Consider the following 20,051-nt stretch of genomic DNA (forward strand, 5'->3'; position numbering starts at 1 on the left):
TGGCAGGAAATTGGGCAGAATAGAAGGTGCGGACAGTGTCCACACCTTGGGCTTCGGATCGGCCGTACATCGGTTGGACTGGCTCGAATTGGGGATGTTTTGTCGAGTTGTTCCCAGTGTTTGCAAGGGCTGGAGTCCGGTTCGAGCCCCCCTCGGGCACGTGTTTTCCCTGTTCAGGGGCATGTGGGCCTCTGAGTATGGGCATACTGTTCACATGAGGGCCCCTCGGGGCCTTTTTAGTTGGTGGCCGTTGTTGTGGCCGAGGTGCTCCTTCCACTAGAAACGCGGTGGCTCAGGTCTCTGCTACTTCTTCATTGTCGTTCACGGAGCGGGCGACATGACCGGTTCCGGCCGTGAACCCTTCGCTACTTTGCAATCGCTTTCCCCGGGCCTTCGTGCCGTGGTCAGGATCTGATCGCGTCCAGCATGCCGTCCCAGCGCGGCCTGGCTTGTTCGCGCGCTTCGCCCGCGTTCATCCTGTGCGTTGCCTTCACTCGGTTATCGACGGCGTCCGCTGTGCGGCCTTCTTTTATCGAGGCCGGCAGGGTGACGCGGTTTGTTGGTGCGATGGTGCTGCCGCGGTAGACGAATTCGGCATTGATCCGGCTGGACTGTGTCGCCTTTAGTAGCATGTCAGTCCGTCCCGGGGACCGCCGTCGTACTGCGAGACGGCCTTGTCTCCGACGAGGAGCCCGTCACGGATGGTCATGCCGCGTTCGGCCAGCTCACAGGTCAGGGCTGTGATGGTCGCTGCGTGCGGTTTGGGTGGCCCGGGTTTCTGGGGCTCGGAGGTGTACGCCTCCTCGATGCTCATTGGCGAAGCAGCCCACCGGGAGCTTGCTGCCGGCTTTACCATCGGCAAGCGATTCAAATCCGCGCCCGTCGTGCGGGTCTGCGACACAAACCCACTGCAGCTGGGCCACCAAGCGGCCGCGGACGGCCGCTGGCGCATCTACGTCTACGCTGACGCCGCCGGGGCTGGCGCTCCGTCGCCGATGGCCGACGTCGCCGAATGGATCGCGAACTCGCCCGAATCGCCGGTGGCCGCAACGCCGTCGGGCGCCGACCCCCACGCACGGTTCGACGTGAAGGTGATCTACCAGCAGGACCACACGAACGTGGACATCGGCGCAGTGCCTGCAGCGTTCAAGTCCCAGGTGGGGCCGTTCCAGCTCGACTACCTTGAGAAGGTCTACGCAACTGATCCGACGGCGGACATCTTCGAGCTGCGCGGCATCGACCGCGCCGGCGCGATCGTTGTGGTGCGACCGGACCAGTACGTCGCGAGCGTTCTGCCCCTGACGGAAGCGGCCGAGCTCGGCGAGTTCTTCGCACCCGTCCTGCGTGCAGGACTGTCCGAGAGGGTGTGATCGCGCAAGACCCGGCGTGAGGCCGTCGCCGGGCCGCTCGCATTGGTCTTAGGTCAACGCGGCCCGCCATCGGCGTACTTCCGCAGGTCAGAGCCGGTTTAGCCGGTCGAAACGGGTTTCTGCTTGGAGTCAGGCTGGCTTGGGTCGACGATAATGCTTCCGAGGCAGTAGTTACCGTTCAGGCGGCGTAGCTCCGAGGGTTACTGGCCTTGGGGCTTTGCTGACCGGTATTCGCCGGGAGTCGCTCCGTAAGTGGCCTTGAACAACCGCGAGAAATGAGCTGGATTGGCCAGGCCCCAGCGTGCGGCGATGGCGGAGACGGAGATGGAGGTATGGCGAGGGTCGGTGAGGTCTCGGCGGCATCGTTCCATGCGCTGGCTGCGGATCCACCCGTTTACGGTGTGTCCCTCGAGCTCGAAGAGCCGGTGAAGGTAGCGCAGAGAGATGTGATGGGCTGCCGCAATCTGGGCGGGACTGAGTTCGGCGTCTCCCAGGCGTTCGCTGATGAAGGCTCGGATTTTCAGCGTCAGCGCGCGCTGATGGGTTTCGGGGGAGACCAAGGAACTTAGTTGCAGCTGTTCGGCGAACGTTGCTGCAAGCAGGTCCAGGACGGCGTCGCCCAGGTGCACGTTCACGGCTGAATCCGATGTGGTCAGTTGTCGGCCAAGATTTACAAGGAACGGGGAGAGCAGGGCGCCAATACCCTGCCTGCCCGAGATCCGCCGGGCGGTGAGTGTGGATACGGGCCGCTCGGGCAGGCGCAGCAGGGTCCGTGGAAACATGACGACCATCATCCGGTAGGACTGGTCGAAGGAGAGGGTGTAAGGCCGCGAGGTGTCATACAGGGCGAAATCGCCTGGCGTCAGCGCTGCCTCCCTGCCGTCCTGTGAGACGACGCTGTAGCCGTTTACCTGCAAGCCAAGCTTGTAGTTCTCCGGATCTCCGGCACGAATTGACTGTGGGGTCCGAGCCACCACATGGGCCGTCGCACTGATGTCGGTCACGCTGAGCTGGCCCAAGTCCTCACTCCGCAGGACCGCTTCAAAGGAAGGCCCCGCACCTATGGCCGCGTCCAAGGGAACAAAGGCTTCGGAGATTGCCGTTCGATAGGCATCGAAACGCTCGGCGACGGCGAGGCGGTCGGTGCTGATCAACTCCATCTGGCAACTCCTCACGGTTCCACATCGCATTGGCACCGCCCGCTGGGACTGTCCATGGTGTGCTTCAAACCATTTTACCTGCTCACTATGGCTTGGATCACAGTCTGTGCGCTGGCGTGCAAGATTCGGGCACTCCCAGAGAAGACGCAAAACGCCCGAACAGCCAATACTCGATACATGGCGTTCCGCAACTGGTGCGCGTTCAGGTCCATGCGGTACTGCTGCAGATCGCATTCTCCGCACCTTCTGATCCCTTTGAAAGGAACTGACATGGCCATTGATTTCACCCTCAGCCCCGAACAGCACCGAAAGCAGGTAGAAGCGCGCGAGTTTGCCGCCGAACACCTGTCCGGAATCCGCGATCTGATCAACCCCCTGCCGGCCGCGGAGGAACGGTTTAACGCCACCCGCCCCGCGTACGAGGCCGCGGTGGCGGCGGGCTATCTGGCCGAGCAGATCCCAGAACAGCTGGGCGGAAGCATGACGAGCCTTGTCGATTTGGCGCTCATCGCCGAGGAACTCATCGCCGTCGAGTCCAGCGTCCCGCTTTCCGTCTTGTCCACAGGCCTCGGGCTTATGCCGCTGCTGTTCTTCGGCACCCCGGAGCAGCACGCCCGGTTCCTGCCAGCGTTCACGTCCCGCAGAGGCGCACCTTTGGCCGGACTGGCCTTCAGCGAACCGGGCGGCTCGGCCAACTACGCCAACCCCGATCCCTCGGGCGGACTGTCCACCGTTGCCCGACGCGACGGCAGCGAGTGGGTCATCAGCGGCACCAAGATATATACCCCGCATGCCAACGGCTGGAACGGAGCGCGCGCGGATCTGTTCACCGTCGCGGCCCGCACCGATGCAAAGGCCTCCCCGCAAGAGTCTCTGGCCGTGTTTGTGGTTCCGGGCAACACCCTGGGCATTACCGTCGAAGGCTCCATCGAAACCATTGGCCAGCCCGGGGCGGAAATCTGCCAGGTTCGCTTCGACGACGTCCGCATCCCGGCCGAGAACATCCTCGGGGCCCCGGGCGACGGAATACTAATAGCCGAGACCGCATTCAGCGCTACTGCAGGACTCGTCGGCGCGATGAGCGTGGGTGTAGCCCGGGCAGCCTTCCAGATTGCCCTGGATTTCGCCCGCAACGAGACGCGGGGCGGCCCCGGCCCGGTGATCGGCCACCAGAACGTTGGCACCCTGCTCGGTGACATGAAGGCCAAGCTGGAGGCCAGCCGCTACCTGACCTGGAAGGCGTGCGACAACTTCGGACGCAGCAACGGCCGCGACGTCGAGCTGTCGATTATCAACAAGATCTTCTCCTCGGAGAACGCCGTCTCCATCGTCTACGACGCCATGCGCGTCGTCGGTGTGGCCGCATACACCAAGCGGGTAAGGCTCGGGGAGCTGCTGAATGATGCCTTGGCCTACCCGCTGTTCGACGGCGGAAACGTCGGTGTCCGCCGCGTACAGCTCCAGCACATCCTCGCCTCCCCGAACTACGACCCGCTGGCCGCCGCAGCGCCTCAAGCCGAACCTGCCGCCACGTAGCCGCACCGGGTCTACAAGCCGAGCAATTGTGCACTCAGCGTGACCGCCTCGTTGTTGAAAGCGAAGACCGCCGGCCGTCGGCCGGACAAAGTATCGGCAGTACCGCCAGGGACATTCCTGGTGGCATTGCCAAGGAGAGGAATCCATGAACGTCGAATCCACCAAGCAGGGCACCTTCGCCGACGCTGCCGGACTGCTGGCCGCTATCCAGCCAACCGCCGGGGGCCGCGACATCAAGGACCCGGCCACCGGCGAGGTGGTGGGCCGCGTGGCCGAACCCGGAGTAGCAGAGCTCGACGCCGCTATCGAGGCAGCCCGCGCGGCCCAGCCGGCCTGGGCCGCGCGCGGCCACGACGGACGCCGCACGCTGCTCAACCTGGCCGCCGACGCCATTGAGGCCAACGCCGAAGCCCTAGCGGAACTGCTCTCACGCGAGCAGGGCAAGCCGCTGAACGGACCGAACGCACGCTTCGAGGTCGGCGCCTGCGCGGCCTGGCTGCGCACCACCGCATCGTTCGAGCTGGAACCAGAGACCATCGTCGAAGAGGACGGCACCTACGCCCAACTCTTCTACCGCCCGCTCGGCGTCGTCGGCGCCATCGGCCCCTGGAACTGGCCCATGATGATCTCCACCTGGCAGCTGGCCCCCGCCCTCCGAATGGGCAACACCGTAGTCATGAAGCCCTCGGAATACACGCCACTGTCCGTGCTGGCCCTCGCCAAAGTGCTCAACACAGTACTCCCCGCCGGCGTCCTGGCCGTGGTCCCGGGTGGTCCCGACGTAGGCAAACGGCTGGCTGGGCACCCGGACATCGCCAAGGTGATGTTCACCGGCTCCACCGCAACCGGCAAGGCCATCATCCGCTCGTCCGCCGACACCGTGAAGCGGCTCACCCTGGAACTGGGCGGCAACGACGCCGGGGTAGTACTGTCCGACGCCGACCCGGCCGCTATCGCCGAGGACCTCTTCTGGGGTGCCTTCATCAACACTGGACAGACCTGCGCCGCGCTGAAGCGCCTGTACGTGCACGAGGACATCTATGACCAGGTCTGCGAGGCGCTCACCGGATTGGCGCGCCGTATGCCTATGGGCGTGGGACTGGACGAGAACAACGTGCTCGGCCCGCTTCAGAACAAGGCACAGTTCGATATCATCGCCCGCTTGGTGCAGGCCGCCAAAGACTCCGGCGCCCGCGTACTAACCGGCGGGAACCCGGACGAGAACCAGCCCGGCTACTTCTACCCCGTGACGCTGGTGGCCGACATCGACAATGACAACCCGTTGGTTGCCGAAGAGCAGTTCGGTCCCGCCCTGCCGATCATCAAGTACTCCACCGTGGACGAGGCAGTTCAGATGGCGAACGGGCTCGACGCCGGCCTCGGAGCATCCGTCTGGTCCTCCGACACGGCCAAGGCCCGCGAGGTCGCCGCCCGAATCGAGGCCGGCACGGTCTGGATCAACAAGCATGGCGCCGTGGACCCCCGCGTCCCGTTCGGGGGCGTCAAGCAGTCCGGCTATGGTCTGGAGTTCGGCGTCGAGGGCCTGAAACACCTCGGAGCGCCGCAGGTCATCACCGGTGCAAGCTAAGCCGCACATGTGTGAGACCCAATATCCGGCAGGACAGTGTGTCCTTTTGGCAAGTTACAGCTCGTTGGGGTCCGAGGGCAGGAAAGAAAAGACGGGCAGTCCGGCCGATGCGAGGCCCTTGCCCTGGTGCAGCACAAGGAATGCCCCAGCACGCCGCTTAGTCGCCGCGTTCTGTGGAGGTGAGCGTGCTCTCGCCGGGCTCTTCAAGCCGCCATGGATGAGAGCGGCACATCGCGCCGGTCACCGGTAGCCACGGCTTGGTGTTGCATAGGGGTGGACATGGGATGGTTCCAGCTCCGGGGGAGCCTGCTGTCAGCGTGCCGACTGGGTCCCCGGTGCGGGCGTCCGGTCCTGGAATCGGCAGAAGTTGGAGCATCCCTGACCGGGACCGCACCGCCACCGTCAGTCCTTTTCGGGTCCGGAGCAGTAAAAGCAGTCAACGTCCCCCACGCCGGCGCAAATGCTCTGATCTTCGGCCAGCATCCCTCGGGACACTGAGGCGCGGCCCGCGTCAGCTTCAGGGCTGGGCGAGTACATGGTGATCAATGAGTTGGTCGGCGATCGACATGGCTGAGGTGGCCGCTGGCGACGGAGCGTTTGCGCAGTAGCGTGACGGGTCACGAGCCGACGCACTGCTGATGCTGACTATCGCCAGAGCTTGCCGAACGTGCACTGACGGGCCCAGTTTTGTCTGAACGCCGATAATTGATCTTCCGTCAGTTCGATGTATGGACTCAGGATGTTGGTGGCGCTTATCTTTTCGCCTTTTCGTTCTGGGTGGGCGCTCCTGCAGCTGCGGCCGGGCAGCCTTCAGGTCATGCAAACCCTGGCATTTTGACCTATGAAGGTTTTGAAGGGAGGAGAGGCTAGTGACGAGTGTTGGTTGCAGGCAATTGCCGCCAATTCGGGAATTCCTCTCCACTCCGCGGCGAGCGGACGCCTGCCCGAAGGCCGACCGGGAAAGGACTTAGCCGACGGTGGGACGGATCCTCGAGTGTGGTTGGCCTCGCCGGCGGAAATGTAGGGATCCCGGGGCGTAGGGAACCGTTCTTGGCAGCAGTGCCCTGCGCCCCGGTCTAGTGAGCCATGGCGGAGGCGGTCAGCAGGCAGGCCGGTTGAGGACGTCGCTGGACACGCGCTGCTTGAGGAGCGATCCGCCCGGGCCGGCCAGCAGCTTCCGGTCCTCCACCATGACGGTCCCTCGCAGCACGGTCATACTCGGCCAAGCCGCCACCCGGTAGCCCTCCCATGGCGTGTAGTCAGCCTCGTGAAGGTCCGAAGCCGTGATCCGGCGGTCCACGTTGGTGTCCAGTACGGCCAGGTCCGCGTCGCTGCCGACGGCGATCACGCCCTTCTGCGGGTACAGGCCCAAGATCTTGGCGGCATTCGCGGAGGTGATGTCCACGAAGCGCGTCAGGTCCAGGCCCCGCTTTCTGACGCCCTCGGTGTACGCCACGGCCATGCGCATCTCGACGCCGGCGTGGCCACCGGTTGCGTCGAGGATGGTCTTGCCGCGCGTCTTCACCTCCAGATCCGTGCACACGCCGTCGGTTGCCAGGGTGCTCAGCGAGCCGTCCAGCAACGATTCCCACGATGGACGCATTGGCGGGAATCTTCGTCCCGTCGATCGCGATCGTCCCGAACCGGGCAAGCCCCGCCCGTGCGGCGATCGGCAGCACCTGCGCGAACAGCCCGGCGAACGCTTCCTCGGACACGGCACGGAACCTCGCAATCGTCGCGTGGTCTGGTACATCGCCAGCGCACGCCACCTTGAATGCAATGTCCGTGTGGCATAGCCGCTCGACCTGACGCGAGGATCGCACGCCGCGGCAGTACGCATAGACCAGCAGTCCCAGGAGCATCCGTGGATCGTATCCCGCTGCGCCGACCCCGCCCCGCCGCCGGGACGCTTCGAAAGATGACACATCGAGCGTCTCGACGATCTCGATGACAAGCCAGACGAGATGATCTTCCGGCAGCCAGTCCCGCATATCCGGCGGAAGCAGAAACACCTGATCACGCCGCACAGGACGATAACTCCGTGCCATACCCGATTCTCCCAGGACCGTCGTCACCGCCCGGGCTGGGACACGCCATTCTGCGACAGACTCCGTAGTCCAGGAACGGCACGAACTCGCTCCACGCGTTCTCCCAGAGCCGGGTGATCGCCGGGTACCGTTGGCCCCATTTGCCCGAGAAATCGACGAAGCGTTCCTTCGCCGCAGCCTCGGACGGAGCGGTGTAGACCGGGCGCAGGTCACGGGACATTTCATCCCAGTATTGCCGGGCCGCGAACCGGAAGGTGTTCCGGATCAGGGGGACCGATATTCCCGATAACCAGCCGCACGTCGCTCGGCCAGGTAGCACTCAAGCACCTGACCGCTCAGATCTCCAAGACTGACGCCCTCGGCCTGCATCCAGCGATCCAGATGCGCACTGAAACAGACATGCTGTTCGGCCGACGACCGCGAATACCCCTGTCGGAGCAGTTCCTCGGCGAACCCCGCAACGTGCGGCTCCAACGGCCCCCGCACAAACGACCGCAACACCTTGACCATGACGCTCTCCTCTCCGGGACGGAAAGGCAAGCATGGATCAGCTCACTGGATTATGCCGACCTCGCCAGCACGAGACCCCCGCCCCGCAAAGGATCCCGCGGCCACATCGGCATAATCCGAAGGTCGGCATAATGAATGATGCATGTCTGGACGGTCGTCAGCGGCCACACATTCGCGACGACTTCGGGCAGGCCCTTGAGCCCGTCGCAGACCAGGAAGAACGTGTCTTTGACGCCGCGGTTCTTGATGTCTGTGAGTACGCTCATCCAGAATTTAGCGCCCTCCCCGCCGGTCCCGGCCCAGAGGCCCAGGATGTCCTTCTCGCCGTCAATGGTGACCCCGATTGCAGCGTAGATGGGCCGGTTAGCGACCTGGCCGTCACGGATCTTCACGACGATAGCGTCGATGAAGATCGCAGCGTAAACCTCGTCCAGCGGCCGGTTCTGCCACTCGGCCATCTCCTCGAGCACCCTGTCAGTGATCCGCGAGACCGTCTCCTTCGAGACCGACGCACCGCAGATCTCGGCGAAATGCGCACTGATCTCCCCGGTCGTCAAGCCCTTGGCGTAGAGCGAAAGGACCATCTCATCAACGCCTGTCAGCCGCCGCTGGCGTTTAGCGACGATCTTCGGTTCGAACGTGCCGTCCCTGTCCCGCGGAACATCGATCTCCACCGGACCTGTCGTCTCCGTCAGCACCGTCTTGGGCCGGATGCCGTTGCGCGAGTTGGCGGTAACCTTCGCCGCCGTGTCGGGTCTTTCATAACCGAGGTGCTCGGTCAGTTCCTCGTCCAGGGCGCTCTCGATGACGGTCTTGGTCAGCATCTTCAGCAGCCCGTCAGGACCGGTCAAGGCCAGGCCCTACTCCTTGGCCATCCTCACCAGCTCGTGAGCAGCCTCGGCCTCGGACTTCTCTGTCAGTTTTTCAACGGTTTTCGTACTCGGCACAGCCTCAAGTGTTGCGGCCATATCGGGCTCCTCCCCGCCAGGCTCACAGCCCGGCGTGTCGAGCCAGATACACCGTTAATTCCACAGTCCCGCTGAAGCGTCTTCAGGATGCGTGAGTCCCACCTCGAAGACGACGAGATGGTTTTCTTGCGGGCGTTCTTCTCGACGGGCAATATAGCACTTGAGTTGTAGCACCCGTGCGTTGTATGGTGGACTGGATGTGGAATGTTGACGTGGGACTCATGGAGCCGTGGCTATTAGGTCTTGACCAAGACTCGTATGAGCAGGTTGTTGCTGCACTGGAGCTTCTCGCCGAGCGCGGACCTCAACTTGGTCGTCCGTTGGTCGACACGGTGGTTCGTTCACGGCATAAGAACATGAAGGAACTGCGCCCGGGATCGAGCGGGCGGTCGGAACTGCGAATCCTATTTGCCTTTGATCCGGAGCGGCGGGCGATCCTGCTTGTCGCGGGGGACAAAGCGGGTAGCTGGACCAAGTGGTACAAGGCGAACATTCCGGTTGCGGATGACCTGTTTGACGAGCATCTGAGGATTCTGAAAGGAGAGGCATAATGGCGAAGTCCATGGAGGAACTGCTGGCTGAGCGTCCGGTTGACCGGACTGCTGTGGATACCCACAAGAAGCGCATGCTCGATGAAGTCCGGGCCTATCGGCTTCGGGAGCTCCGTGAGGCCTCGGAGCTGACGCAGGTCGAGCTGGCTGGGCGTTTGCACGTCAGCCAGAACCGGGTATCCCGCATCGAACATGGTGACATTGATCGCGCCCAGGTCGACACCTTGCGGAAATACGTTGAGGCGCTCGGCGGCCGACTTCGTGTTGAGGTTGAACTCGGCGACGAACGAATCCAAATCGCCTGACGAAGCGACCGGCCGGGCCGCTTCGTCAGTCGTCTTGCCCTTACCGACAACGGGGTGAACTGCAGGAGGATGGGTGTCGCAATGTGACCCTCTGACCTCCCCGTCTCGCCCGCGCCGCTGGCGAACTGGCCTGAGCTCCGCATGTTTCCTGCGTACTTCAGGTATCGTCAGGGCCCCGGATGCCGATCGAATACCACCCGCTCACTGTCTCCGCAGGTCAGGGGAGATCCCTGCTGGTGACGCAGTAGGTTAGTGCCATGACGAATACGGAGAACTTGCCGCAATCTCGACGCCAGAAGGTTGGGAAACAGGCAGGAGGAAACTATGAGGAGAGGTTCGGTGTCGTTTCCAAGTACTCAGGTGTCTGCGGAATTTGTGGAGCGACCTGGATCCCAGGTGACGGGATCTTCAAGTTGCCCGAACCGCGCCGTTCCACTCTAAACCCCTGGGTCTGCCGAGGCTGTCGCTGCCCGGAGAACCGCTCTGAGTCAACGCTCGAGGATGTATTCGTTAAACTGAACCACCGCAACCACACCGGCCGTACACCCGGACTCAACCGGCACGACGTCAGACATTTGCTCTCCCTGCACGGCACCCTCACTGAAGAAGCCGCGTCCACACTAGAGGACATGCCAGCAATTCATAAGCTCCGGAGAGCGCAGGCAGAACGAATCTCGGCGAACCTCAATCGCGCCGAACTCTTGGACCTTCTCGAAGGCTTCGTCCGTCGCGGCCTCGTTAATCGCGTCGGACGGAGTCGTTACCACTGCATCCCTTCGAAGGTCGGGCCGGCAGGTTCCTAGGATGGCCCGAGCACTAGTCCGGAGCCATCGGGATGGAGCACAAATCGTAGTCAGCGCATTTGTTTCAGGGGGCGGACTTTTTCTGCCATGAAATCAGAGGGACCTACGAAGAAGAAAAGCACTTCTCCATGGTCAAGACGCCGAGCTGCCCACTATCATCAAGCATCCGCCGGCACTTCCGGACGTTGCTCCTTGGGTCGATACCTAGAGCTAGGGCTTAACTATCGATGAAGGATTCGACCGGGTGCCAAGTGCACTGCAGGCCATATTGATCTAGGGGACTCATCTGGGGTGCTCTTCGCCACCAGTAACGGGCTGCGTCCTTTGGCTGCCGAGAAGGGTGTGCACAATGTGCACACCCTGAGTGTCGGATCGGGTCGTACGTCGGCCGGACTGGCTCGGACTGCCTATGTTTTCAGGAGTTCCCAGTGTTTTCAAGGGCTGGACTGCGGTTCGAGTCCCACCTCGGGCACGCATAACCCCTCGTCAGAGGGGTTTTTGCTTTAATGTGTGGACATTGTCCCTCGGCGGGTCCCTCTGACACTGTTCCCGGCTTGGCCTGGCGCCGCGGTCGCCTGTGAAGTTATGTGGGTGGCGGGATCAGAGCCCTGGCTGGTGGGCCTTCCGCTTGCTGGGATGTGGGGTCATTCGGGCTCCGTTCTTGTTCCTGTGGTGGCTGGGGTTGGTCCTTCACTTATTCACGGGGCGGGGTTGTGCTGACGACATGACCCTGGTGAGATTTCTTGAAGTTTTTTCGTCGCCCGTCGCTGCTTAACATGGCGTAGGGGAGTGGGAATGTGGCCGGTTGTCCGACCAAAGGTGTGTGGACATTGTCCACACCCTGTCCACGGGCGGCTCTTCGGCCTGCATTGTGATCCCCTCCTCCTGGCTCTGCCTTCACTAGTTCATGAAGTTCGCTGCTTCAGACGACATGACTTCGCGGCCTAGTTCGTCGGTTTTCGTAGGACGTTCCTGTCAGCGGGAACGTCTTGGGGTGTCTGTGGCTGGCGGACAAGTCGTCGAGAGAGGGCGCAGGTGTGTGGGATCCGGACTCTTCTTCCGGGCAGCCCTGGTTTGGTTGATCCGCCTGACTTTGGCGCCCCGGGCTGGCAACGCTGCTCACTTTCCCTTCCGCGGAGCATACGCAGGAGTGGAATTCCGCTCCGGATGGATGGGACGCGGCTGTGGAGAACTGGCTCCGGAACGTCCCGCCGCCGTCGTCGTCCATATCCCTATGACCGCGGGCCTACGACGCTTCGAGGCCCCAGGGCCGGAAGGCCCGGTCCTTGTCCATGTTCCAGTCGGCCACCATTCCGGAACCGATCATTAGATCACTGAGCCTGGCCAAACGGTAGGCGGGGTCTGCTTCGAGGGCGAGTTGCAGGAACTGATGGGCTTTGCTGCCTCAGCCTTCCCACCAATTGACGAAGGCGATGGCGGTGAGGATGGGCGCCGAGTGTTTGGTGCTCCTGTGCGTGTACGCGTGGAGCAGCAGCTGCTGTGCCCGTTCGACCCGGGACCACTGAGGTCCGCCGTGTGTTTGTGCCAGGAGAACTCGGTCCATCGGTTCGTCGATTCCGGGGATGTCGGCCATGAGCTGGTCGCGGATGGCTGGGGCCTGGAAGTTGGCAATCAGGCTGATGGTCTGGTCGTCGTTGGGATAGCTGATCGCGTCCAGCATGCCGTCCCAGAGGGTCCTGGCTTGTTCGAGCGCCTCGCCCGCGTTCATCCTGTGTATTGCTTTCACCAGGTCATCGACGGCGTCCGCTGTGCGGCCTTCTTTGGTGGAGGCCGGCAGGGTGATGAGGTTTGTCGGTGCGATGGTGCTGCCGCGGTAGACGAATTCGGCGTTGATCTGGCTGGACTGGGTCGCCTTCAGCGGCAGTGTCAGTCCGTCCTGGGGATCGCCGTCGTACGGGGAAACGGTGTTATCTCCGACGAGGAGCCCGTCACGGATGGACATGCCGCGCTCGGCCAGCGCGCACGTCAGTGCTGCGATGGTTGCGGCGTGCGGTTTGGGCTGCCCGGGTTTCTGGGGCTCGGAGGTGTACACGGCGAAGAGCACGCTGGCGGCGTTGGTGTCGTGGGCGAGGTAGTCGGCGACGGTGCGGGCGTAGCTGAGTCCGCCCTCGCGGTTGGGGAGGTCAACTCTGAGTGTTGCACCGACGCGGTTGGCGTCCAAGGTGATGCAGACGAGGCTGTCGCGCGGCCAGAACCCGAGAGTGTGCCCGACGAAACTGAGGACGTCGGCTGGGGTTTTGATGGTGAGCGGTTCCATGTTCCTTCTCCTTCAGCGACTGGCGGGCACCGGATGTGTCTGTCAGAGTTGTGCGTCGTTCTGATACATGGAGTCACCGCTGGGTTGGAGGGTCCGGAGTGCAACTTGGGGGATCGTGCCCGGCGCGAAGCGCCCTGGTTGCGTGGAGGACCCGCCCAGCGATGATTGGGATCAGAATGACAAACAGCGAAGTTGCTTCTGGTGGTTCATGGGAGTGGGGGAGCGGGGCGGCATGACACGGTAAAGTGCCACACGTCGGCACGAATTCTTCTGCGTGCGTAGGCTTTCACTGGGTCCGCTGGGCGCCGGTTCGGCCTCGGGGCGTGTCTGTGACGGCGACGTGCTTTCGTCGGGGGCTCCCTGCACCGTTCGGTTAAGAGAAGGTGCTGTCGGTCAAAGGCTTAACAATCAGCCGGAATTCGGATGCCGTCCCCGTCGCGGGCCCTCATTGGCATAATCCCGACCGGCTCGGCTGCCAGTGGCATGCTGGCGAACAACTCATCTAACAGCGGTCTCTGGCGTGACCACAAGACCTCCGTGCCACCAAAGTTGATATAGGAGGTGGGTACCAAAATCCCTGGGATTACGCGGGTTCCGGCCTATCTGTGGACATCTTTGTGGCACAGCAAAGACCCACCTCATTAGTAACATTGGTGCCCTCTTTTCCGGCCGTCGCGGGCGTGAGGGAATGCGAAGGGGGGAATGAAGGTGTGAGGGAAGTGCAGGACGAATACGACCGCCAGAAGGCCGGCAACCCTTGTCGATCAGCCAGGGCCGTCTGCGCGTCCGTGGAATTCCCCGAGAGGTGGACGCCGATGTGCTCGACATCCCCGGGCTCACTGTGGTCGTCGCCGAACCTTGACCGGAAGAAGATCAAGGCCCGACTCGCCGCGGCGGAGGCCGAAGTCCAGAAGCGTCGCAGGCAGCTTGGAGAGTCATGGTTGGAGTTGAAAATGAAACTGGGGAGGTCCACGTTTGCCAAATCAGCAGGGAAAGGCTGCCCGAGCTGGAGGGATTCTTGGAGGACATTTCTGGTAGGTCTCAGAGCCTTAGAGCTGCGCAAGCAACCCATGCCAACATCTCTGCGGGTGCGGGAAAGGTCTTTGACTCACATCCATTCCTCAACGTCGGAATCGCGGGCTGCACCTTCGCCGAGGTCCAGGGAATCAAAGGATTCAAGATCTAGCTCGTCCAGGAGTACGTCCACAGAACGCAAGTTTTCGGTTTGATGTATCGGGGAGGATGACATCACCAGTGGAACGACGCCGTTCCGGATGTGCCACGCCAGTAAGACCTGGGCAGAAGCGACCCCGTGTCTCATGGCCGCCGCCCGAACGGCGGGCTCGTCAAAAAGGGAATTGTCTCAACGGGCCAGTGGATCAGGTACAGGTCAATCGTGTCGATGCCGAGGTTCTCCAAGGATTGTTCGACCGCCGCCCTGACATTACCTGCAACGTGATCTCGGCCGCGGAGCTTCGTCGTCACGCGAATCTCTGATCGAATGACACCTGTCGATGAAATTCCCCGCGCGACGGCCTTCTCGTTTTCGTACCTGGCGGCAGTATCAATAAGTCTGTAACCGGCATGGACCGCCTCGGCTACGGCACGTTCTGCTTCGGCCCCTTTCAGGGGCCAGGTACCAAAGCCCACCCGATATGGGGCTGCTTCTGGACGCGGGTTCAATGACAGGCCCGCTTGCGGTTCAGGAGTGGCGGCTGTATCGACATGCTCTTAAAGACCGCGGGCAGAGGCAGTAACGCGACGTTCGCGCGATGTTGCAGACAGAGTTCTGGGATTGACGCCGGGTATGGCCACGGGTTCCCAACTGACCTGCAGGCCGTGAACGGGCGGCATCACTTCACCCTCGTGAATGGGCCGTGGCACGCCTGGCTGGTCCACGGGCTGCCACCAGCCTGTCTCAGGACAGTGGTGCCCTGTGCGGGGAGACATACTTCCTTCTGAGTCCGCTGGAGCGCGTCGCAATCTTCTTTTCAAGGGGGCCTCCTCGTGCGTCAAAGCCGGCTCTAATCCGTACCGAGGGAAGCCCAAACTGCGCTCCCGCTCTCTTGATCCGGCGATCCACTATAGAATCATATAGGGGATGCTATATGACAATCTCGATGAGGAGAAGTAGTTGACGCACAACAGCAGACCAGGTCTTGCCGTTAGTGATGTAGCCAAGGGTGGGGATGGTCATGGCTCAGGAATAGGCGCCTACCGCGTGCGCCTTGCAGGGGCCAAGAACGAAGGGCCTTTCGGTCCCTTTGAGTCCGCGCTTGCGGCGGCGATGGATCAGGTTGGCCGAGCCAACCGGTATCCACAATCGGGAGCCCCCGCACTGAGGCAGGAGCTGGCTTCGCATCTAGGGGTGGGAATCGAGCGGGTGGTGGCCGGAGCCGGTGTCACCGCTCTCATTCACCATTTATCGATGGCTCTTCTCGATCCGGGGACCAACATCGTCACCTCCGGTCCAAGCTTCTCCAGCTACTCTTCAGAGGCCAGAAGCCGCGGCGCGACGACGAAACGGGCCCTGCCGCGGATGGATGGAGGTCATGACCTCGAAGGGACGCTGGGGTTGATCAACGACCGGACGCGGGTCGTGTACGTCGACAATCCCGGCAACTTGACGGGCGGGATCGTCCGTCGAAACGAACTCCTTCGCTTCGTGGAACGGGTTCCGACAACCGTAACGATGGTTGTCGACGAGTCTTACTTTGAATACGTCGACAGCGACCAGTATCCCGATACCGCTTCCGAGGCGGAGTTTCATAGGAAGAACCTGGTTACAATCCGGACTTTTTCGCATGCTTATGGATTGGGAGGCCTCCGGGTGGCCTATCTGGTCGGGTCCCGGAAGTCATCGGAGCTGTTGAGAAAGTGCAGAGCAACTACGAAGTGTCCAACGTGGCCCAGGCTGCGGCAGCTGCGAGTCTGCGGGATCAGGACGAACTCGACAGGAGAGTCGGCGTCAACAGACTCGGGCGTGCCGGACTTGCCGCAGGACTGAAAGACCTTGGGTTCCATCCGCTTCCCTCCCATGCCAATTTCGTAGCCGTAAAGGTGGGGGGCCCCACGGAATTCGTCCGCCGGCTGGAGGCCGAGTGTGTGGTCGTCCTTCCCATAGACGCTATTGGGTGTGTTTCGTCAACTTTAAGTAGGCCATTTCAGCGCTAAGAATCAGGCCACCTCGGCACGTTTCCAGGCCCTTTCAGCTGTTTGGTTATTTCATCAGGGCATTTTTGACCCGGTAGGACTCACCACGGAATTGCAGCAGGCGCCCGTGGTGCACCAGCCGGTCGATGACGGCTGCTGCCATGTTGTCGTCCCCGAACACCGTTCCCCAGCGGGAGAATTCGAGGTTGGTGGTGATGATGAGGCTGCGTTTTTCGTAGCCGTCGGCGATGACCTGGAACAGGAGTCTGGCCCCTTCCGTGTCGATCGGAAGGTAGCCCAGTTCATCGATGGCCAGGAGCTGGTTTTTGGCCAGGGAGGCGAGTTCCTTGTCCAGCCGGTCCTCGTCCTTGGCCCGGCGCAGCATCATGACCAGGGCGGAGGTGGTGAAGAACCTGGCTGGGATGCCCTGCCGGCATGCGGCTGCCACCAGGGCGGTGGCCATGTGGGTTTTTCCGGTGCCGACGTCTCCGTAGAGGACCAGGTCCTGGGCCCGGGTGATGAACTCCAGGGATTCGAGGGGTTCGCGGCCGTAGTCCTCGGGGAACCTGACACTGGTGTAGTCGAATCCGGTGAGTGTTTTCATGGCCGGTAGCCTCGCGGATTTCAGCAGCCGCTGGCGGCGTGATTCCTGCCGGGATTCGTGTTCCGCGAGCAGGACCTCGTGGAGGTATTCGCGTTGTTTCGGGGTGCCTTTCTCGGCCCATTCGGTTAGCACGCTGCCGGTCAGTGAGGTATGTTTGCCCGCTTCGAGGATGTCTTGGACGGTGATCGGGTTCATGCGACTTCTCCGGTGCTCGTGTTAAGGGTGGTGAAGGTGTCATAGACGCTTAAGTCCACGTTTGCGGCGGCCGGTTCGGTGCCGTGGGCCAGCCGGCGGGCGAGCATGCCCAGGGCCGCCATGTCCGGGGTGTCTCCGCGGCGGATCAGCGTGTCGGCGGCGGCAATCGCGGCGTCGAAGCCAGCGGACCCGGACGCAGCATCCACCGCGTTAAGCAGCCGGCGCCGATCGGTGGCCGTTGCCTTGTCCAGCCAGTCGCGCACCGGATCGGTGACCAGGGCCCGCAGCGGGGAATGGCCCCACGCACCGGGCTTGGTCACCAGCAATGGCAGCAAGGACGCAGGCTCGAAGATCGTCTCGGTCTGCCGCCCGAAGGCCCGCGGGAAGGACCTGACGGGCTCGGCATGTTCATCGAGGATCTGCACCACGTCGTGGCGCAACCCGACGGTGAGCATCCGCCCGTGAAAGGCTGGCCCGGCGGCGTAGGTATTCCCGTCAATGAGCAGGTTCCCTGTCTTATCAGCCTTGCGTGACTCGTAGCGCACCGGGTCGAACCCGATCCCGGGCAATGCCAGGGACGCTGCCCGGTCCTGGACGAACAGCTCGCCCAAGGGCAGGCCTTCGCGGTAATGCGTGGTGGCTGCCAACGCATCGCACCGCGCCAGCAAAACCTCGTTGAGCCCGGCCAAGGTGGCGGCCTCGGGCTCGGGGACCATGAGGTTGCGGCGCAGGAACCCGACCGCGTTTTCCACGTTGCCCTTCTCATGTCCCGAATACGGGTTGCAGTAGCGGGATTCGGAGCGGTAGTGCAGCTTGAACGCGGCGAACAGCTTGGACTCCACGACCTTGGTGCCCACCCGGCGCCCGATGCCCGTGGCATTGTCAAAGACCAGGTGCCTCGGAGCGGCCCCGATATGTTCGAACACCGTCCGCAGTCCGTGGCAGACGCATTCGGCGGTCTCGCCGCGGTAGGCCTGGACGAAGCGCATGTTCGAGAACGGGAAGGTCACCACCAGGATGTGCAGAACCTGCCGGATCCCGGCGATGATGGCCTCCGCCTGCCCGAAGTCGACCTGCACCGTCCCTGCCGGCCACACCAGCTCGGTATATCCCTCCCCGTCCTGCCGGTTGCGGGCAGCCCACTTCTTCACGTGGCGTTGGACCGGAGAATAGGTGCCGGTGAAACCATGCTCGTCAACGAGCCGGTCGAAGATGCGTTTGGCAGTGTGCCGCTGCTTGCGTGGCCGGCGCTGGTCCTCGGCGAGCCACACCTCGATGATGCGCTCGAACCCGGTCAACACCGAGCCTCCGGGCCGGGCCGAAGCCGCCGGCGGTGCCGGGGAGAAGTCCTGCTGCTCGGCGTACTTGGCCACCGAATCACGGCTGACACCCAGCCTGCGGGCGATCTCACGCCCCGGGACTCCCTGGGAATCGAGCCTTCTGATATTTTCTTGAACGGACATGGGTACCGTCATCTGCTTTCCAGCCCTTCCGGCGCAATCGCTCTGTCAACAGCAGCGCCGTAAGGAACCTATCTGGGGTGGCGGGCCCATGTTCCCAACACACTGGGAACCGCCCCGGGCCACCGGCTGATCTCAATCTCTGCGCAATCCCAAATCCATGATTTGAACGGGAACCGCCTGGCCTGATTCTTAGCGCTCTTTTGGCCGGAAACCAGCCACCAACTCGGCAGGATTTCTCGGCTGAAACGGCCTACAGATAGTCGATCACACACATTGGGCGATACCGACAGCATCCGAATAGCTGTGGGCACACCGGGGCAAGTCACCGACACTCTCGAGGCCATCAAAAGGTCCATGCTGGTTGCCGGATGAGGGCGAGGCGCCGCACGTCCAAGCCTAAAGAAACGTCACGGCAGCGACCCTCGCTGGAAATCTGGTCGAAACTTTGAACTGGGAAAGTGAAACCTGTAGGTTTTCCTATACGAAATGAGATAGCATGATTTACATCACAGCGACGTGGCCGCGAGGGCACGTCCAAAACTAGTAAAGGACCTGACATGGCCATCAGCGACAAGACCGACAACGACTCCGAGACTTCACCGGCAACTAAGACCACTGAGCACCCTGGCCGCCGGGGACTGATCGCCGGCGCGGTAGCCGGAGCGGCAGTCTTTGGACTTACCCGACTCATCCCGGGAGCCGACGGGGGAGCGGGCGCCACGGGCGGGGGCTCCTCCACAGACAAGGAACCCTTGGTCGACAAATGGAGGCGGACCAAAGAAGCAAACCTGGGCTGGGAATTCTCCACTCCGCTGATGCAGTTCCGCAATTCCGCCGGTGACCCTGATGGTTTCAGTGTTGAGATGGTGAAGATGATGATGGCTGACCTGGACAAAGACATCAAAATCAACTTCACCGAGATGCCCTTCGCTCAGCTGGTACCCGCGCTGGCATCAGGCAAGGTAGAGATGCTGGAACCAGTCACGAACCTGCCCGCGCGCGCCAATGAGGGATTGTTCGCAGACATTCCAGCGAACTACGCACCCATCTATGCCGTGCGCAAGCCGGGCAGCACCATCGAAAAAGACGAACAGCTAAACGACCCTGCAATAAAAATAGCGGTAATCCAAGGTTCCTCCCAGGCAGCGATTGGCGCCCAGCGCTACCCCAAGGCCACCTTCGTTGCCCTGGCGGACGCCACTGTCGCTATCGCTGAAGTAGCTTCCGGACGGGCTGACGTCACGCTGGCGTCGATTTTCAATGTCATGAATGGCATCCGGAACAATCCCGGTTTGACCGTTCTTCCGGGCGATCCCCTCTACCTTGACGTCAACACGTTCCTGCTGCCCCAAGGCGACTACAAGTCGCAGATGTGGGTTTCAAACTGGCTGCGCTACCAGGCCGGACGCGGAACGATCGCAACCCTGTGGAACAAGTGGGTTGGGAATGCGCTCCGGACGGAATTCAAGCTCCCTGTCGTCACGGTTGGCCCGGGCGGCGCTCTCACTCAGGCCTAGCC

General features: G+C 62.4%; 15 protein-coding genes and 5 pseudogenes. 7 read left to right on the forward strand and 13 right to left on the reverse strand.

What is annotated here, in order from left to right; genetic code table 11:
• Positions 1–404: 404 nt before the first annotated feature.
• Both FCN77_RS10325 and FCN77_RS26765 read right to left on the reverse strand, forming a co-directional pair.
• Entirely contained in the window at positions 405–632 is a 228-nt protein-coding gene (locus FCN77_RS10325) for a hypothetical protein (RefSeq protein WP_137322204.1), read from the reverse strand.
• Positions 623–814 (reverse strand): hypothetical protein, encoded by a 192-nt coding sequence (locus FCN77_RS26765; protein ID WP_254678929.1) that lies wholly within the window; start codon positions 812–814, stop codon positions 623–625. Before FCN77_RS26765 ends, FCN77_RS10325 begins: the two co-directional genes overlap by 10 nt.
• Between FCN77_RS26765 and FCN77_RS10330 the strand changes: the two are divergent.
• A pseudogene (locus tag FCN77_RS10330) lies at positions 795–1,370 on the forward strand (3-hydroxybenzoate 4-monooxygenase); the annotation flags it as partial. The gene FCN77_RS26765 and the pseudogene FCN77_RS10330 sit on opposite strands and share 20 nt — an antisense overlap.
• A 200-nt stretch (positions 1,371–1,570) precedes the next feature.
• Here FCN77_RS10330 and FCN77_RS10335 read toward each other — a convergent pair.
• On the reverse strand, positions 1,571–2,530 hold the full coding sequence (locus FCN77_RS10335) for a helix-turn-helix domain-containing protein (RefSeq protein WP_137322206.1): 960 nt from the start codon (positions 2,528–2,530) through the stop codon (positions 1,571–1,573).
• 270 nt (positions 2,531–2,800) lie between these two features.
• On the opposite strand from FCN77_RS10335, the gene FCN77_RS10340 reads away from it, so the two are divergent.
• Together FCN77_RS10340 and FCN77_RS10345 are read left to right on the forward strand one after the other, a co-directional pair.
• Entirely contained in the window at positions 2,801–4,066 is a 1,266-nt protein-coding gene (locus tag FCN77_RS10340; protein WP_137322207.1) for an acyl-CoA dehydrogenase family protein, read from the forward strand.
• A 145-nt stretch (positions 4,067–4,211) separates the two neighbouring features.
• A complete protein-coding gene (locus FCN77_RS10345; protein ID WP_137322208.1) occupies positions 4,212–5,654 on the forward strand; it encodes an aldehyde dehydrogenase family protein in 1,443 nt (480 codons plus the stop codon).
• A gap of 1,099 nt (positions 5,655–6,753) precedes the next feature.
• Here the strand turns inward: FCN77_RS10345 and FCN77_RS25910 are convergent.
• From FCN77_RS25910 to FCN77_RS10360, 5 genes and pseudogenes are all read right to left on the reverse strand, one after another.
• A complete protein-coding gene (locus FCN77_RS25910) occupies positions 6,754–7,257 on the reverse strand; it encodes an amidohydrolase family protein (protein WP_175417210.1) in 504 nt (167 codons plus the stop codon).
• A 133-nt stretch (positions 7,258–7,390) separates the two neighbouring features.
• Positions 7,391–7,702: pseudogene (locus FCN77_RS27645) on the reverse strand (transposase); the annotation flags it as partial.
• A complete protein-coding gene (locus FCN77_RS10355; RefSeq protein WP_254678930.1) occupies positions 7,671–7,922 on the reverse strand; it encodes a transposase in 252 nt (83 codons plus the stop codon). The pseudogene FCN77_RS27645 and the gene FCN77_RS10355, both read right to left, overlap by 32 nt.
• A 44-nt stretch (positions 7,923–7,966) precedes the next feature.
• Positions 7,967–8,212 (reverse strand): hypothetical protein, encoded by a 246-nt coding sequence (locus FCN77_RS25915; RefSeq protein ID WP_175417084.1) that lies wholly within the window; start codon positions 8,210–8,212, stop codon positions 7,967–7,969.
• A 131-nt stretch (positions 8,213–8,343) separates the two neighbouring features.
• Positions 8,344–9,180, reverse strand: a pseudogene (locus FCN77_RS10360) (IS256 family transposase); the annotation flags it as partial.
• Positions 9,181–9,377: 197 nt separating this feature from the next.
• Between FCN77_RS10360 and FCN77_RS10365 the strand changes: the two are divergent.
• Both FCN77_RS10365 and FCN77_RS10370 read left to right on the forward strand, forming a co-directional pair.
• Entirely contained in the window at positions 9,378–9,731 is a 354-nt protein-coding gene (locus tag FCN77_RS10365) for a type II toxin-antitoxin system RelE/ParE family toxin (RefSeq protein ID WP_137322210.1), read from the forward strand.
• Positions 9,731–10,036 carry a helix-turn-helix domain-containing protein gene (locus FCN77_RS10370; protein ID WP_137322211.1) on the forward strand — a complete coding sequence of 102 codons (306 nt, stop codon included), beginning with the start codon at positions 9,731–9,733 and terminating at the stop codon, positions 10,034–10,036. The genes FCN77_RS10365 and FCN77_RS10370 overlap by 1 nt, the downstream gene beginning before the upstream one ends.
• 2,208 nt (positions 10,037–12,244) lie before the next feature.
• Here the strand turns inward: FCN77_RS10370 and FCN77_RS10375 are convergent.
• The 3 genes and pseudogenes from FCN77_RS10375 to FCN77_RS27655 all read right to left on the reverse strand — a co-directional run bounded on the left by FCN77_RS10375 (position 12,245) and on the right by FCN77_RS27655 (position 14,767).
• Positions 12,245–13,117 carry a DUF4192 family protein gene (locus FCN77_RS10375; RefSeq protein ID WP_254678931.1) on the reverse strand — a complete coding sequence of 291 codons (873 nt, stop codon included), beginning with the start codon at positions 13,115–13,117 and terminating at the stop codon, positions 12,245–12,247.
• A 1,219-nt stretch (positions 13,118–14,336) separates the two neighbouring features.
• A pseudogene (locus FCN77_RS27650) lies at positions 14,337–14,438 on the reverse strand (aldo/keto reductase); the annotation flags it as partial.
• Positions 14,435–14,767 (reverse strand): aldo/keto reductase, encoded by a 333-nt coding sequence (locus FCN77_RS27655; protein WP_217496260.1) that lies wholly within the window; start codon positions 14,765–14,767, stop codon positions 14,435–14,437. The gene FCN77_RS27655 and the pseudogene FCN77_RS27650, both read right to left, overlap by 4 nt.
• A 637-nt stretch (positions 14,768–15,404) precedes the next feature.
• Between FCN77_RS27655 and FCN77_RS10385 the strand changes: the two are divergent.
• Positions 15,405–16,291 (forward strand): annotated as a pseudogene (locus FCN77_RS10385) (histidinol-phosphate transaminase).
• A gap of 46 nt (positions 16,292–16,337) precedes the next feature.
• On the opposite strand, the gene istB reads toward FCN77_RS10385, so the two are convergent.
• Both istB and istA read right to left on the reverse strand, forming a co-directional pair.
• A complete protein-coding gene (gene istB / locus FCN77_RS10395) occupies positions 16,338–17,069 on the reverse strand; it encodes an IS21-like element helper ATPase IstB (RefSeq protein WP_175417109.1) in 732 nt (243 codons plus the stop codon).
• Complete coding sequence (gene istA / locus FCN77_RS10400; protein ID WP_137320941.1) at positions 17,066–18,532, reverse strand: IS21 family transposase; 1,467 nt, start codon at positions 18,530–18,532, stop codon at positions 17,066–17,068. Before istA ends, istB begins: the two co-directional genes overlap by 4 nt.
• A 557-nt stretch (positions 18,533–19,089) precedes the next feature.
• On the opposite strand from istA, the gene FCN77_RS10405 reads away from it, so the two are divergent.
• Positions 19,090–20,049, forward strand: coding sequence for an ABC transporter substrate-binding protein (locus FCN77_RS10405; protein ID WP_137322214.1), 960 nt, complete (start codon positions 19,090–19,092; stop codon positions 20,047–20,049).
• Positions 20,050–20,051: the final 2 nt, after the last annotated feature.

Origin of the sequence: Arthrobacter sp. 24S4-2 (assembly GCF_005280255.1) — a bacterium.
Classification (GTDB): domain Bacteria; phylum Actinomycetota; class Actinomycetes; order Actinomycetales; family Micrococcaceae; genus Arthrobacter.

Coding starts and splice junctions, on each gene's coding strand:
- FCN77_RS10325 (WP_137322204.1), bottom strand. CDS start 632: ATGCTACTAAAGGCGACACAGTCCAGCCGGATCAATGCCGAATTCGTC.
- FCN77_RS26765 (WP_254678929.1), bottom strand. CDS start 814: ATGAGCATCGAGGAGGCGTACACCTCCGAGCCCCAGAAACCCGGGCCA.
- FCN77_RS10335 (WP_137322206.1), bottom strand. CDS start 2,530: ATGGAGTTGATCAGCACCGACCGCCTCGCCGTCGCCGAGCGTTTCGAT.
- FCN77_RS10340 (WP_137322207.1), top strand. CDS start 2,801: ATGGCCATTGATTTCACCCTCAGCCCCGAACAGCACCGAAAGCAGGTA.
- FCN77_RS10345 (WP_137322208.1), top strand. CDS start 4,212: ATGAACGTCGAATCCACCAAGCAGGGCACCTTCGCCGACGCTGCCGGA.
- FCN77_RS25910 (WP_175417210.1), bottom strand. CDS start 7,257: ATGCGTCCATCGTGGGAATCGTTGCTGGACGGCTCGCTGAGCACCCTG.
- FCN77_RS10355 (WP_254678930.1), bottom strand. CDS start 7,922: ATGTCCCGTGACCTGCGCCCGGTCTACACCGCTCCGTCCGAGGCTGCG.
- FCN77_RS25915 (WP_175417084.1), bottom strand. CDS start 8,212: ATGGTCAAGGTGTTGCGGTCGTTTGTGCGGGGGCCGTTGGAGCCGCAC.
- FCN77_RS10365 (WP_137322210.1), top strand. CDS start 9,378: ATGTGGAATGTTGACGTGGGACTCATGGAGCCGTGGCTATTAGGTCTT.
- FCN77_RS10370 (WP_137322211.1), top strand. CDS start 9,731: ATGGCGAAGTCCATGGAGGAACTGCTGGCTGAGCGTCCGGTTGACCGG.
- FCN77_RS10375 (WP_254678931.1), bottom strand. CDS start 13,117: ATGGAACCGCTCACCATCAAAACCCCAGCCGACGTCCTCAGTTTCGTC.
- istB (WP_175417109.1), bottom strand. CDS start 17,069: ATGAACCCGATCACCGTCCAAGACATCCTCGAAGCGGGCAAACATACC.
- istA (WP_137320941.1), bottom strand. CDS start 18,532: ATGTCCGTTCAAGAAAATATCAGAAGGCTCGATTCCCAGGGAGTCCCG.
- FCN77_RS10405 (WP_137322214.1), top strand. CDS start 19,090: ATGGCCATCAGCGACAAGACCGACAACGACTCCGAGACTTCACCGGCA.